Raw genomic sequence first — 13929 nt, 5'->3', positions numbered from 1 at the left:
ACAGAAACTAGAAGGGCGCCACTTCGGCGCCCTTTTTTGTTCGATGTCCTCAAATTGTTAGAAAACGTCGGCATCGCTCTGAATTCTCTATTCTTTCGTCGCACCGCGGATGTTGTCGAGCGCAAGTTCGATGGACGCAAACGTTGCGACACGTGGCTCGTGCACGTCGTGGCTCGCCAGCATGCGCCGGACTTGGTGCGAGGCGCCGGTAACGATGAAGCGCACGCCGGTCCGTTCGGCCTTTCGGACGGTGCCTTCGATCACGTTAGCCGCGGTTGAATCCATGAAAGGCACGTCGCTGCAATCAAGAATGAAGTTGCGGCGCTGGTCGGCAATCCGGTCCAGCACCGAGCCAACAGTTGCCGCGGAGCCGAAGAAGAAGACGCCGGAAATGTGATAGATCACCGTATCCGGGTCGTCGGCGGCAACGGGATGTTCCTCGGCGCCATTTTCTTCCGCGCTGGATCCTGGGCGCTTCGCTTTGCCGATGGCGATGCTCTTGGCCATACGGTCGATGAAGAGAACGGCTCCAAGCGCGAAGCCGACGACGATACCTTCGGTCAGATCGCGAAAGACGACGATGGCAAAGGTGGCGAGCAGCACCACGGCATCGCCGCCTGATGATCGCAACAACGCCATGAAGGCCGGCTTCTCGACCATGTTCCAGGCGACGACCGCAAGCATGCCGGCAAGGGCTGCAAGCGGGATATAGCTTGCAAGTGGAGCAGCCACGAGCATGAAAGCGAGAAGGAAAGCCGCGTGCAGCATGCCCGACACCGGACTGGTGCCGCCGGCCCGCACATTCGTCGCCGTGCGTGCGATGGTGCCGGTGACGCAGATGCCGCCGAAGAGTGCCGAGCCGATGTTGGCAATGCCCTGGCCGATCAGTTCGACGCTGGAGCGATGACGCCGGCCGGTCATGCCGTCGGCAACGACGGCGGAAAGCAGGGATTCGATGGCTCCGAGCAGCGCGAACGAAACTGCATCCGGGAAGACCGCAGCGACCCGGTCGAAGGATAACGGCGGCAGCGCCGGCCTCGGCAGGCCGCCGGGGATGCCGCCAAAGCGGGTGCCGATCGTTTCGGTCGGCAGGTGTAACAGGGCGACGGCGACAGACGCGACGGCGATCGCGATCAGCATGCCCGGCCAATGCGGCCTCAGCTTGCGCAGGGCGAAGATAACAGCAATCGTCAGTGCCGCGGTCGCCACGGTCGCCGGGTTGATCGTGTCGATCGCGGCAGCGAGGGCGGTGATCTTGTCGAGGAAGGGGCCGGGCTCATTGCCCTCAAGCGTGATCCCGAGAAAATCGCGCAGCTGGCTTGCGAAGATGATCACCGCGATGCCGGCGGTAAAGCCAACGGTGACGGGATAAGGAATGAACTTGATGTATTTGCCGAGCCGCAAATAGCCGGCAGCAATCAGCATCACCCCGGCCATCATCGTCGCCAGCAGGAGACCGTCGACGCCGTGGCGATTGACCGTGGCAGCGACCAGCACGATGAAGGCGCCAGCCGGACCGCCGATCTGGGAGCGGCTGCCGCCGAGGAAGGAGACAAGAAAGCCGCCGACAATGGCGGTATAGAGGCCGCGATCAGGCGTGACGCCCGATGCGATGGCGATCGCCATCGACAGGGGCAAGGCAACGATTGCGACAGTGAGGCCGGCGATCGCGTCGGCGCGCAGGCGGGCGCCGTCATATCCTTCAGTGAAAACGCTCACGATCTTCGGAACAAGAGTATCGGTCATCGGCTGGGCCTTCGGCCAGAAGAGTTCCGTATCCGGTGGATTCCGGGCGGAGCCTGCAAGACGGCAATAACATAGAGCTAGCTTGAGTCGCGGCGCTTGCAAAATTGTGGCGGTACGCCGGAGAAGTCCGCAGGATTTGTCAAATTGATCTATGGTCTACCGATCCGTGAGCAAAGCGCGAAAGGGTAGACATGGACGATCGGGTAGCGTGGGCGACCTATGAACGGCGCCTGCACAGGGTCAGCGACTACATTTATGGCCATCTCGACGGCGATCTCGACCTCGATCGTCTCTCCGAGATCGCCTGTCTGTCGCCGCACCACTGGCACCGCATCTATCGTGCGGTCCATGGCGAGACGCTGGCCGCAACCGTGAAGCGGCTGCGACTGCAGCGGGCCTCGGCCGATCTCGCCCAGTCCGATCTTCCTGTCGAAGAGATCGCGCAGCGCTCTGGCTACCCCAATCTCCAATCCTTCAACCGCACCTTCAAGGGAGCTTACGGGCTGCCGCCGGCGCGCTACCGGAAGGAGGGCAGCCATGTCGCCTTTGAAACCGCGTCAACGGAAGGAATCCCTGATATGTATGAAGTCACCCTCAAGGAGGTCGAGGCCTTCGACCTCGTCGGCGTCGCCCATAGCGGCTCCTACATGGAGATCGGGCGGGCGTTCGAGACGCTCTACGGAACCTTGTTCTCGCGCCAACTGTTCCGGCCGGACATGGAAATGATCGGCATCTACCTCGACGACCCCGAACTGGTGCCGACCGACAAGCTGCGCTCCTTCGCCTGCGTCAGCGCTCGCGAACAGATGCCGGTGGAGACGCCCCTGACACAGCAGCACCTTGACGGCGGCCGCTACGCCGTGCTGCGCCACAAGGGTCCCTATGCGGATATGCCGAACGCGTACCAATGGCTCTACGGCACCTGGCTGCCACAGTCAGGTCGTGAGATCCGCGACAGCCTGATGTTCGAGAAATATCTCAACAATCCCCGCGAAGTGGCGCCGACGGAGCTGTTGAGCGAAATCTATCTGCCGCTGAAGTGAGGCTTGCAAGACGTCGGTGGTCGGTTGCGATCGGCGAAGTGGAACACCTCTGAACGGCCGACAAGGTTTCAAGCCTTGTCGGCCTTTTCCTGATGGCGCCTGCCGATCCAGGCGCAGACATCCGGCCACACAAACAAGAAGGGCCGGTTGAGCCGACCTCTCCTCGTCCGCCATTTTGCAGTGCCGGTACATCCGTGGCCAGCAATCGCATGCTATCGAGCCGTCGGCTTTCGCCCCTCACGGCCCGCAAGGCTTGATCAACTTGCTCATATTGATGCCGGTAACGCGAAAACCTGCGACATCGTAGACGTGTTTGGCACGTCGATTGTTCTCGGCGACACGCAGCTTTATCTGCTTGAAGCCTTTGGCTGTAAGCTCGGTTTCGAGTGCATTGAGGGCCTGCTTGGCGAAACCTTGCCCCTGCTGGCTGGCAAGGATGTGGAAATCGCTGATGAAGACCGAATGGCCGGCGAGGTCTGGTCTATACCAGAGGTAGCCTATGAGGCTGGAATCGGTCTCATTGATCACACAGAGCAGCACGTTGCCCGGCGTCTTCACGCCCTGCGGCAGATCTTGCGCGATTTCACGTCTTGCCTGCACCAGCGCGTCAGCATCGGAAAAACCGTAGTTGGCCGAAATTTCAATGGCGTAGTCCGGAATGAAATAGTCGAGATAGGCCGGGTATTCGCTATCAAGCATCGGTCTGAATGAGATCATCGGTCGTTCCCGTAAGGGCTTGCCGCCGCGGAGATCAGCTGAGCGACGGTACTGGTAAAGACGGTGCTGGTAAAAAAGAAACCCGGCGCATGGCCGGGTTCCGTGTTTTTCGACGTGTCTGGCGCCGATCAGGCAGCCATGGCCTTCTGCAGGTTCTCGTCGATCTTGTCGAGGAAGCCGGTGGTCGAGAGCCAGGGCTGATCGGGACCGATGAGCAGCGCCAGGTCCTTGGTCATGAAGCCGGATTCGACGGTGTCGACGCAAACCTTCTCGAGCGTGTCGGCGAACTTCGCAAGTTCGGCATTGCCGTCGAGCTTGGCGCGGTGGGCGAGGCCACGGGTCCAGGCGAAGATCGAGGCGATCGAGTTGGTCGAGGTTTCCTCGCCCTTCTGGTGCTGGCGGTAGTGGCGGGTAACCGTGCCGTGGGCAGCTTCGGCTTCGACCGTCTTGCCATCCGGCGTCATCAGAACCGAGGTCATCAGGCCGAGCGAGCCGAAGCCCTGGGCGACGATGTCCGACTGCACGTCGCCGTCGTAGTTCTTGCACGCCCAGACGTAACCGCCGGACCACTTCAGAGCGGAGGCGACCATGTCGTCGATCAGGCGGTGTTCGTACCAGATCTTCAGTTCCTTGAACTTCTCGGCGAATTCTTCCTCGAAGACCTTCTGGAAGATGTCCTTGAAGCGGCCGTCATAGACCTTGAGGATGGTGTTCTTGGTCGAGAGGTAGACCGGAACCTTGCGCTGGATGCCGTAGTTGAACGAAGCACGCGCGAATTCGGTGATCGAATCGTCGAGGTTGTACATGCCCATGGCAACGCCGGCCGACGGCGCGTCGAAGACGTCGTATTCGATTTCCTTGCCGTCTTCACCGACGAACTTCATCGTCAGCTTGCCCTTGCCCGGGAACTTGAAGTCGGTGGCGCGGTACTGGTCGCCGAAGGCATGACGGCCGACGATGATCGGCTTGGTCCAGCCCGGAACCAGGCGCGGAACGTTCTTGCAGATGATCGGCTCGCGGAAGATGACGCCGCCGAGGATGTTGCGGATCGTGCCGTTCGGCGACTTCCACATCTTCTTCAGCTTGAATTCCTCGACGCGGGCTTCATCCGGCGTGATCGTGGCGCACTTGACGCCGACGCCGTGCTTCTTGATCGCGTTGGCGGCATCGACCGTCACCTGGTCTTCGGTCGCATCGCGGTTTTCGACGCTGAGGTCGTAATATTCCAGATCGATGTCGAGGTAGGGATGGATCAGCTTGTCCTTGATGAACTGCCAGATGATGCGGGTCATCTCGTCGCCGTCGAGCTCGACGACCGGATTGGCGACCTTGATCTTTGCCATGAATATGCCTCGTAGCTTATGCGGGACAGCGGGAGCGATGTCCCTTCCTCTCTGAAAATCCTGTGCCCTATAGCACTCAGAACCGGCAAGGCAAAGCATGCTTGGCTGAAACTTTGGACGGAGGTTGAAAGTGGCCTCGCACAAGGCTTCGGCACGCCTTTCCGGCTGGGCTTTCAGCGCGCCGGCCTTGCAAAGATCGCGCCTGCCGCTATGCAGAAAGAACCCCGCGAAGCGACGCGCACGTGAGGCGAACGCAGACAGATAAAGGCATCCGATGGCATTTCGTTCCCGTATGCGCGATTGGCTTCTTGCCAACGATCCGGCCTTCTCCCGCCTGCGGCAGGCCTCCCGCATCACCGCGACGATCGTCGTTTCCATTCTGCTCCTGATGGCGTTTCACTATCTCGTGGCGCCGCTGCCGCCGGCCGCCTTCGGCCTCGCTGCGTCGCTGTCGATCGAAGGCGGTCTCGCCGTTCGCGACACGACGGTGGCAGGCCAGCGCCTGACGCGCATTATCGCCGTCGCCGTCGGTGTTTCGATGGTCGGGCTTGCATCGGTTCTCGAGAATCATCGCTACGTCTCGGACGTCGTTTTCCTGCTGATCATATTTCTCGCCGTCTATGGCCGATCCTTCGGGCCGCGCGGCTTTGCCGTCGGCATGTTCGCGTTCATGTCCTATTTCACCGGCGCCTATCTCCGGCCGACGCTCGACCAGCTGCCGGCGCTGTTCTTCGGGGCGGCGGTCTCCGCCACGGTCGCGCATCTCGTTCGCACACGGCTGCTGCCGGACGATCGCTACCAGGACCTGCTGCGGGCAACGGCCAGCGTGCAGCGCCGCGTCGACCAGATGCTGCTGCAACTGGCGGAGATCGCCCGCAAGCCGGTTCTCTCCGAGGTCGACCGGCGTCGGCTGCACACGGCGGAGGAGCGATTGAAGGAAGCGGTGCTGATGGCCGAAAGCTTCATTCCGACCGAGAACCGGCGGCCGGAACCGGAGCCGGGCCTCGCCTCGGCCGATGTCGTCGTCAATCTTTTCGACCTGCATCTCGCGGCCGAAAGCGTGATTGTGGTGAGCTTCCAGTCGATGCCGCCGCCGGCACTGGTCGAGGCGATGCTAGCGCGGGACGGCGAGCGGATCGACGAGGAGATCGCGCGCCTTGGCGATGCGGCACCACGGCGTGCGGAAACGGTGAAGGCGCTGCTCTGGCTTCGCAATGTCAGGCAGAGGCTTGCCCGCAGCCTTGCAAAGCTGACGCCGGCCGACCTCGAAGAGCCGCAGGCACACATGAGTGGCGGACCAAGCCGCTGGAAGCCATCGCTTACTGACCCGGCGCTGAAGGCAGCGATCCAGATCACGCTTGCTTCCGGCATCGCCATGGTCTTCGGGCTGATGCTGTCACGCGAGCGCTGGTTCTGGGCGGTGCTCGCGGCGTTTCTGGTCTTCACCAACACACGTTCGCGTGGCGATACGGCCGTCAAGGCGCTGCAGCGCTCGGCAGGCACGCTCTTCGGTATCGTGGTGGGCATCGTCGTCGGCACGCTCGTTGGCGGCAACATCTATCTCGTGCTGCCGCTCAGCGCCCTCTGCGTCTTTCTCGCCTTCTATTTCCTCGCCATTTCCTACGCGACGATGACCTTCTTCATCTCCGTCGTGCTGTCGCTGGTCTACAGCCTCATGGGCGTGCTGACGCCGCATCTCCTTCAGCTTCGTCTCGAGGAAACCATGATCGGCTCGATCGCCGGTGCGGCCGTCGCCTTCGTCGTTTTTCCGACGCGCACCCGCACCACGCTCGATGCAGCTGTCGCGACCTGGTGCGACGAACTGATCGGCCTGTTGCAGGCTGCGCGGGACGGCACCTCCGGCATGGTTCTCGTTGCCCGCTCTCAGGCGCTCGACCGTGCCTATCGCGAGCTCGCGGCGGCGGCAAAGCCGCTGGGGCTTCCGTGGCAGCTGGTGACGCGCCCCGGCCATGTGCGTCAGGCGCTGGCGATCTTCATGGCCTGCACCTATTGGGCAAGGGTCTTCGCGCGGCGCGTCGGCACGGATGCGGAGCTGGAGGGGACCGATTTCAAAGAGGACATCGACGCCAATCTCGAACTCGTCCAGTCGGTGCGCGACAAGGCGTCCGCCTATTTCTACGAGGTCGGCCGGATCGGTGCGCCGGTCGATCGGCACCTGCCGATCTCGAAGGACGATGCGGAGCTTGGTCTCGAGATGATTGGGGTCTCTCTCAACCGGCTTCATTTGTAGTGGACTTTAATTTCCGCGGTATTTGTGCAAGGGAAGCGCCGAACGACAGGCGAAGGCACGGGAAAATGGCAGGTACGAACAGCGAGCGCGAACTTCTGGTGGAAGGACCGGCGATCATCCTCGCCTATCCGCAGCTCGGCGAAAACATCGGCATGGTCGCGCGGGCAATGGCGAATTTCGGCCTGGCAGAGCTTCGGCTCGTCAATCCGCGCGACGGCTGGCCGAGCGAAAAGGCGCGCTCTGCCGCAAGCCGTGCCGACCACGTGATCGACGCTGCCAAGCTCTATAGTTCGGTCGAAGAGGCGATCGCCGACCTCAACTTCGTCTATGCGACGACCGCTCGCGACCGCGACGGCTACAAGCCGGTCCGCTCTCCGATTGTCGCAGCGCGCACGCTGCGCCAGCGCTTCCAGGGCGGCGAGAAGACCGGCATCCTGTTCGGGCGCGAGCGCACCGGGCTTACCAACGAGGAAGTGGCGCTTGCCGACGAAATCGTGACCTTTCCGGTCAACCCGGCCTTCGCGTCGCTCAATCTCGCTCAGGCCGTGCTCTTGATGTCCTATGAATGGCTGAAGACCGGCATGGAATCGGAGGACCAGACCTCGTTCCAGGCGATCGAGCAGCGGCCGGCGACCAAGGAACATCTGCAGGGGCTCTTCGAGCATGTCGAGGAAGCGCTCGACGCGCGCAACTATTTCCGCTCCGCCGACAAAAAGCCGAAATTGGTCGAAAACCTACGCGCTGTTCTGACCAGACCATCCTTTACCGAATCCGAAATCCAGGTGCTGCGCGGCGTCATTTCTTCGCTCGACCGGTTCACGCGGGAAAACCCGCGGGGCTCCGGCGCTCCAGGTGATCACAGCAGGGGCGAGCACAACAGGAAAGCGCGAGACAAAGGTGACAGCGAGTGAACTGAAACCCATCCTCGTCTTCGACAGCGGCATCGGCGGCTTGACCGTGCTGCGCGAGGCGAGGGTGCTGATGCCCGAGCGGCATTTCATCTATGTGGCCGACGACGCCGGCTTTCCCTATGGTGGCTGGGAAGAGGCGGCGCTGAAGGCGCGCGTGATCGAGCTTTTCGGCCGGCTGCTTTCCGAGCATGATCCGGAAATCTGCGTGATCGCTTGCAACACCGCCTTTACGCTTGTCGGCGCAGATCTGCGCGCGGCCTATCCTCAGATGACCTTCGTCGGCACAGTTCCGGCGATCAAGCCGGCAGCCGAGCGCACACGTTCCGGTCTTGTGTCTGTTCTGGCGACGCCGGGCACCGTCAAGCGCGCCTATACCCGCGATCTCATCCAGTCCTTCGCCAGCCAGTGCCACGTGCGCCTCGTCGGCTCGGAAAATCTTGCCAAGATGGCGGAGGCCTACATCCGCGGCGAGAAGCTTGATGATGACGAGGTGCTCTCGGAAATCGCGCCGTGTTTCGTCGAGATGGACGGCAGGAAGACCGATATCGTCGTTCTCGCCTGCACACATTACCCCTTCATGGCCAATGTCTTCCGCAGGCTCGCGCCCTGGCCGGTCGATTGGCTGGACCCGGCCGAGGCGATTGCGCGACGTGCGCGCTCGCTCGTGCCGCAACCGAACGGCTTCGAGCCGCTCAACGGACAGGATCCGGCAATTTTCACGTCGGGAAAGCCGGATTTCGCGACGCGGCGGCTGATGCAGGGCTTCGGCCTGACGGTCACGCCAAATGCCACCGTCGATGTCCGGGTAGGGCAGGTCGCAACGACCGGTTAGAAAAGAATCGCCAACAGGATCGCGATCAACGAAACCAAGCCGCATAGAAGCAGGAAGTTCTTGTGGCGGACGGAGGCGGCCTGCGCCTTTGACAGGACGGGCTGGCCGTCCTCATAGGCATCGCGCATGCGCTGATCGAGGTTGTTCATCTGCAGTTGCTGCTCTGACTCGCTGCTACGCATCTTTGCCCCTGATCCTTGTTGCGTTCCAAACATATGGGCTCGCGCGGCAGCTGGCGAAAGGGCGATAACGGCGTCGGCCCAACTTTATGTTGTGGTTGGTGGATGGCGTGCCCGCGAGAGGCAAGCGCGTATTCTCTGTGGGTTTCCTCAGCCGCCGGCGCGATTTCCGGAAAAACCGTGCTAGGTGTCGCCCGATCGGCGGTCTCCGCATGGTCGCGAATCATCTAAAGCATTCCAGAGAAGTGCGCAGCCATTTGCGCCCGGAATTGCATGAAACCAACACATTGAGCGGTGCGACAAGCGGAACGCTCTTGCACGAAGAGGTGGAAATGAAGGTCGGCATCGACATGGGAGCGACGTCCGAAGGGACATCGGCCTCGCTCGATATCGAGGAGCTTCTGGCCACCCGTCTCCTGGTGCAGGGTAATTCCGGTTCGGGCAAGTCGCACCTGTTGCGTCGGCTGCTGGAGCAGTCGGCACCCTGGGTGCAGCAGTGCATCATCGATCCCGAGGGCGATTTCGTCACGCTCGCCGACAAGTTCGGCCATGTGGTCGTCGAGGGCGAGCGGACCGATGCGGAGCTGATTGGCATCGCCAACCGCATTCGCCAGCACCGCGTCTCCTGCGTGCTCTCGCTCGAAGGCCTCGATATCGAGCAGCAGATGCGCAACGCCGGCGTGTTCCTCAACGCCATGTTCGATGCCGACCGCGAGTTCTGGTATCCGGTGCTCGTCGTGGTCGACGAAGCACAGATGTTTGCGCCGTCCGTTGCCGGCGACGTCACCGAAGAGGTGCGCAAGATTTCGCTCGGCGCCATGACCAACCTGATGTGCCGCGGCCGCAAGCGCGGACTTGCCGGCGTGATTGCCACGCAGCGTCTGGCGAAACTTGCCAAGAACGTGGCGGCCGAAGCCTCCAACTTCCTGATGGGTCGTACCTTCCTCGACATCGACATGCTGCGTGCGGCCGATCTGCTCGGCATGGACCGGCGCACGGCGGAAATGTTCCGTGACCTGAAGCGCGGCTCCTTCGTCGCACTCGGCCCGGCGCTGTCGCGCAGACCGCTGAAGGTGACGATCGGCACGGTCGAGACATCGGCCCGTTCGACGAGCCCGAAGCTCATGCCGCTGCCGGAGGCGCCGCAGGACGTCGAGGATTTGATCTTCACGCCGGACCCGGACGAGTTGACCCGGCCGATCATGCGCCGCGCGGTCGCGCCGCCGCGCCCGACAACGGACATCCTCGCCGAACTATCACGCCCGCGGCCGGAAGCAGCAGCGCCAATCGAGGCGAGGCCGGTTCAGCCGGAGATGACCGCTGACGAGAAAGAAAGCCTGCTCGACAGCGTCTTCGCGGAAATCCTCACCAATCCGGAGGCGGCCTTCCGTCCCGATGCAGAACTGTTCCAGGACTTCCTGGTCCGTTGCCGCATTCGCCGCCTGCCGTCAGGTGCAGCACTTTCCCTCAGTGCCTTCCGCCGCAAGATGGCGGTTGCCCGTTCCGGTGTCGACGCCGAGACGGCGGCGACCGAGACCTGGGCGCAGGCCTTGCAGCTTGCCGATCGTGTGACCGAGGATCTTCAGGCCGTGTTCCTGATGATGGCGCAAGCAGCCGTCCGCCGCCTGCCGTGTCCTTCGGACGCGATGATTGCGCGCGCCTATGGCACGCATTCGGCCCGTCGTGCGCGCCGCCTGCTCGGATATTTCGAGGAACACGGGCTGATCGTCATCCATGCGGACTTTTCCGGCAAACGCATCGTGGCCTTTCCGGACCTTGGCAGCGAAACCGCGCCGGGGGATGCGAACGGACCGGATATGGGCAACACGCCGGCCACCGCGGCCGAGTAAGCCACCTCCATTCCCGTGCCTTTGGGGTACTGACACAGCCAAAAGCGCACGAACGCTAGAGCCAGGCCTGAACCACCCGATCCGACGCGTGGATGCAGGTCATTTGCAGCCGGCCGGTGCCAGTGTTGACGAAACGATGCGGCGTCTCAGGATCGACGACGATGATGTCGCCGGCCTTGCCCATGATCTTTTGCTCACCGACAGTGAACTCCGCTTCGCCGGAATGCACGATCCAGGTCTCCGGATAGGGATGGATGTGAAGGGCGGGCCCCTGGCCGGGCTCGGCATCCATCAGGAACAGCGAGATGGGTGCGCCGTATTGCCCGCCTTCAAACAGGATGGTTCGGTTGGGGCTCTGCTTCTGCTCTGCACGCGGAATGACATGAAACATGCTGGCCTCCATCTCCGGTCGGGTTGGCTTCCCGTTGCGGATGAATTATCTTCACGAGAAGATATTATCCGAAACTATCTTCTCGTCAAGATATATTGATGAAATGAGGTGAGCAATGCAGAATGAGAACGAGGCGAGGGATCACGTCGACCGGCTGCAGGCGCAGTGGGCGGCAGAACTGCCCGACCTCAATACCGAGCCGATGACCATCCTTGGGCGCGCCTACCGCCTTTCCAACCTTGTGCGCCCGTCGATCGAGGAGACGTTCGCCTCCTTCGGCCTCGACCGCGGCGAGTTCGATGTGATCTCGACGCTTAGGCGTTCAGGTTCGCCTTATCGCCTGACGCCGACCGACCTTTATACATTGCTGATGATCTCGTCGGGCGGGCTCACGCACCGGCTCGATCGACTGCAAAAGGCTGGGCTAATCGTGCGCGAGCGCTCGGCCTCCGATGGCCGAAGCAGCGTCGTCGGACTGACCGAGAAAGGAATAGCGCTTGCGGAAACGGCGATTCGCGCGGATATGACCAGCGAGGCGCAGTACCTCGAAGGGCTGAGCAAGGAGGATCGCGCCGCATTGGCGGCGCTCCTCAGGAAACTGCTCGTCTCGCTGGAACGGGCCGAAGCCGTTGATCCGGCTTGAACGGATGCCGGTTTGTCACAATTTCGTTGACAATAGGGGCCGGACGCACTAAAGCCGCCCCAACGCCGGGCAGAAATGTCCGGTGTTTCATTTGACATGTCCCGTGGCTTCTCCGTCAGCGTGATCGTGAGAAACCTGTCAGAATCCCGAAAATGGGTTCAGAGGAGGGCGTGTTTCCTTGATCCGGTTTGGAAACAGGCCGGTGTAACTGTTTGAAAGGAAATGCGATGAGCAAGCGCGAATCGTCCAAGTACAAAATTGACCGCCGTATGGGCGAAAACATCTGGGGCCGTCCGAAGTCCCCGGTAAACCGCCGCGAATACGGCCCGGGCCAGCACGGCCAGCGCCGCAAGTCCAAGCTCTCGGACTTCGGTGTACAGCTGCGCGCCAAGCAGAAGCTCAAGGGCTACTACGGCGACATCCGCGAGAAGCAGTTCCGCGCGATCTTCGCTGAAGCTTCCCGCCGCAAGGGCGACACCCCGGAAAACCTGATCGGCCTGCTCGAGTCGCGTCTCGATGCGATCGTCTACCGCGCCAAGTTCGTTCCGACGGTCTTCGCTGCCCGTCAGTTCGTCAACCACGGCCACGTCAAGGTCAACGGCGTCCGCGTCAACATCGGTTCCTACCGTTGCAAGCCGGGCGACGTTATCGAAGTCAAGGAAAAGTCCAAGCAGCTCGTAACCGTTCTGGAATCGGTTTCGCTCGCTGAGCGCGACGTTCCGGACTACATCGAAGCCGACCACAACAAGATGGTTGCGACCTTCGTCCGCGTCCCGGGCCTCTCTGACGTTCCGTACCCGGTCGTCATGGAACCGCACCTGGTCGTCGAATTCTATTCGCGTTAATCCGGGGCTCACGCCTTGTGACGTTTCGAAAACCGCCCGGAAACGGGCGGTTTTTTTGTCGGTAGCGATTACCGTGGCGCTGCCGTCCATGGCGCGATTTCATCCCTTCGACAGGCGATGAGTGAGAGGGAAGCCGATGCCTGAGCAGAACGCTCCGCAAGACTTGCAAGCGATCATCGAGGACATCCATCGGGAACTGAGCCCGCGGTTCGGCCAGGGCAAGGTTGCCGACTACATCCCACAGCTCGCGCGCGTCGACGCCAAGCATTTCGGCATGGCGATCGTGACGACCGACGGCAAGCTCTACCGGGTCGGCGATGCCGAAGTGCCGTTTTCGATCCAGAGCGTCTCCAAGGTGTTCACGCTGACGCTGGCACTCGGCAAACATGGCGAGAACATCTGGCACCGTGTCGGCCGCGAGCCATCCGGTTCGGCCTTCAACTCCATCGTCCAGCTCGAGCAGGAAGGCGGCAAGCCGCGCAATCCCTTCATCAACGCCGGCGCCATCACCATCAGCGACCTGATCCTCGCCGGCCATACGCCGCGGGAACTGATCGGCGAAATCGTGCAGTTCATTCGCTATCTTGCCGACGACGACGAGATCGTCATCGACCACGAGGTGGCACGTTCGGAGACGGCCACCGGCTACAGGAACTTCGCGCTTGCCAATTTCATGCGCTCCTTCGGCAAGCTCGACCATCCGGTGGAGCATGTACTCGGCGTCTATTTCCACCATTGCGCCCTGGCTATGACCTGCAGCCAGCTGGCCAAGGCCGGCCTGTTTCTGGCCGCTGGCGGCAGCAATCCGCTGACGGGCCATAACGTCGTCTCGCGCCAGCGGGCGCGGCGCATCAACGCGCTGATGCTGACCTGCGGCCACTATGACGGCTCGGGCGATTTTGCCTACCGCGTCGGCTTGCCGGGCAAGAGCGGCGTGGGTGGCGGCATTCTGGCGGTGGCGCCGGGCAAGGCGTCCGTTGCCGTCTGGTCTCCTGGTCTCAACGAAAACGGCAACTCGTTGCTCGGCTCGCTGGCGCTTGAGATGCTGGCAGCGCGCACCGGCTGGTCGGTCTTCGGGTCCTAGGACCTTCTGCGTCATCAACCAGCACAATCCGGCCGATTTCCCTTGATCTTGACGGCCGGAGCGGGCAAGTGCAGGCCAAGATTTGCCGGGCGCG

The 13929-nt window shown here is 62.1% G+C and carries 13 protein-coding genes; 8 read left to right on the top strand and 5 right to left on the bottom strand.

Annotated elements, in window-relative coordinates; genetic code table 11:
* Positions 1 to 87 precede the first annotated feature (87 nt).
* Positions 88 to 1746: a SulP family inorganic anion transporter gene (locus ACTJKE_RS15990; protein WP_440691988.1), complete on the bottom strand. Its 1659-nt coding sequence runs from the start codon at positions 1744 to 1746 to the stop codon at positions 88 to 90.
* Positions 1747 to 1937: 191 nt separating this feature from the next.
* Between ACTJKE_RS15990 and ACTJKE_RS15985 the strand changes: the two genes are divergently transcribed.
* Positions 1938 to 2789, top strand: a complete 852-nt coding sequence (locus ACTJKE_RS15985) for an AraC family transcriptional regulator (protein ID WP_057248924.1) — start codon at positions 1938 to 1940, stop codon at positions 2787 to 2789.
* Positions 2790 to 3026: 237 nt separating this feature from the next.
* On the opposite strand, the gene ACTJKE_RS15980 is transcribed toward ACTJKE_RS15985, so the two are convergent.
* Positions 3027 to 3506, bottom strand: coding sequence for a GNAT family N-acetyltransferase (locus ACTJKE_RS15980; RefSeq protein ID WP_440691986.1), 480 nt, complete (start codon positions 3504 to 3506; stop codon positions 3027 to 3029).
* 128 nt (positions 3507 to 3634) lie between these two features.
* Entirely contained in the window at positions 3635 to 4849 is a 1215-nt protein-coding gene (locus ACTJKE_RS15975) for an NADP-dependent isocitrate dehydrogenase (protein WP_058324115.1), read from the bottom strand.
* A 274-nt stretch (positions 4850 to 5123) separates the two neighbouring features.
* On the opposite strand from ACTJKE_RS15975, the gene ACTJKE_RS15970 reads away from it, so the two are divergent.
* From ACTJKE_RS15970 to murI, 3 genes are all read left to right on the top strand, one after another.
* Positions 5124 to 7100, top strand: a complete 1977-nt coding sequence (locus tag ACTJKE_RS15970) for an FUSC family protein (RefSeq protein WP_440636065.1) — start codon at positions 5124 to 5126, stop codon at positions 7098 to 7100.
* Between the two features lie 65 nt (positions 7101 to 7165).
* Positions 7166 to 8011, top strand: coding sequence for an RNA methyltransferase (locus ACTJKE_RS15965; RefSeq protein WP_093233031.1), 846 nt, complete (start codon positions 7166 to 7168; stop codon positions 8009 to 8011).
* A complete protein-coding gene (murI, locus tag ACTJKE_RS15960; RefSeq protein ID WP_093233032.1) occupies positions 7998 to 8843 on the top strand; it encodes a glutamate racemase in 846 nt (281 codons plus the stop codon). Before ACTJKE_RS15965 ends, murI begins: the two co-directional genes overlap by 14 nt.
* Here the strand turns inward: murI and ACTJKE_RS15955 are convergent.
* A complete protein-coding gene (locus ACTJKE_RS15955) occupies positions 8840 to 9025 on the bottom strand; it encodes a hypothetical protein (RefSeq protein ID WP_440636063.1) in 186 nt (61 codons plus the stop codon). The genes murI and ACTJKE_RS15955 overlap by 4 nt on opposite strands.
* A 329-nt stretch (positions 9026 to 9354) precedes the next feature.
* On the opposite strand from ACTJKE_RS15955, the gene ACTJKE_RS15950 reads away from it, so the two are divergent.
* Positions 9355 to 10872, top strand: coding sequence for an ATP-binding protein (locus ACTJKE_RS15950; RefSeq protein ID WP_058328261.1), 1518 nt, complete (start codon positions 9355 to 9357; stop codon positions 10870 to 10872).
* A gap of 55 nt (positions 10873 to 10927) precedes the next feature.
* On the opposite strand, the gene ACTJKE_RS15945 is transcribed toward ACTJKE_RS15950, so the two are convergent.
* Positions 10928 to 11263 (bottom strand): cupin domain-containing protein, encoded by a 336-nt coding sequence (locus tag ACTJKE_RS15945; protein WP_162730482.1) that lies wholly within the window; start codon positions 11261 to 11263, stop codon positions 10928 to 10930.
* Between the two features lie 115 nt (positions 11264 to 11378).
* Here ACTJKE_RS15945 and ACTJKE_RS15940 point away from each other — a divergent pair, with 115 nt between their 5' ends.
* The 3 genes from ACTJKE_RS15940 to ACTJKE_RS15930 all read left to right on the top strand — a co-directional run bounded on the left by ACTJKE_RS15940 (position 11379) and on the right by ACTJKE_RS15930 (position 13835).
* Positions 11379 to 11906: a MarR family winged helix-turn-helix transcriptional regulator gene (locus ACTJKE_RS15940; RefSeq protein ID WP_057248931.1), complete on the top strand. Its 528-nt coding sequence runs from the start codon at positions 11379 to 11381 to the stop codon at positions 11904 to 11906.
* A 227-nt stretch (positions 11907 to 12133) separates the two neighbouring features.
* The gene (gene rpsD / locus ACTJKE_RS15935; RefSeq protein ID WP_057248932.1) at positions 12134 to 12751 is read left to right on the top strand and encodes a 30S ribosomal protein S4; all 618 of its coding nucleotides are present in this window, start codon (positions 12134 to 12136) and stop codon (positions 12749 to 12751) included.
* A gap of 136 nt (positions 12752 to 12887) precedes the next feature.
* Positions 12888 to 13835 carry a glutaminase gene (locus tag ACTJKE_RS15930; RefSeq protein ID WP_093233035.1) on the top strand — a complete coding sequence of 316 codons (948 nt, stop codon included), beginning with the start codon at positions 12888 to 12890 and terminating at the stop codon, positions 13833 to 13835.
* Positions 13836 to 13929: the final 94 nt, after the last annotated feature.

It is taken from the genome of Ensifer sp. 22521 (assembly GCF_052044795.1).
GTDB lineage: Bacteria > Pseudomonadota > Alphaproteobacteria > Rhizobiales > Rhizobiaceae > Ensifer.
This window is presented reverse-complemented; position numbering and strand designations above follow the sequence as displayed.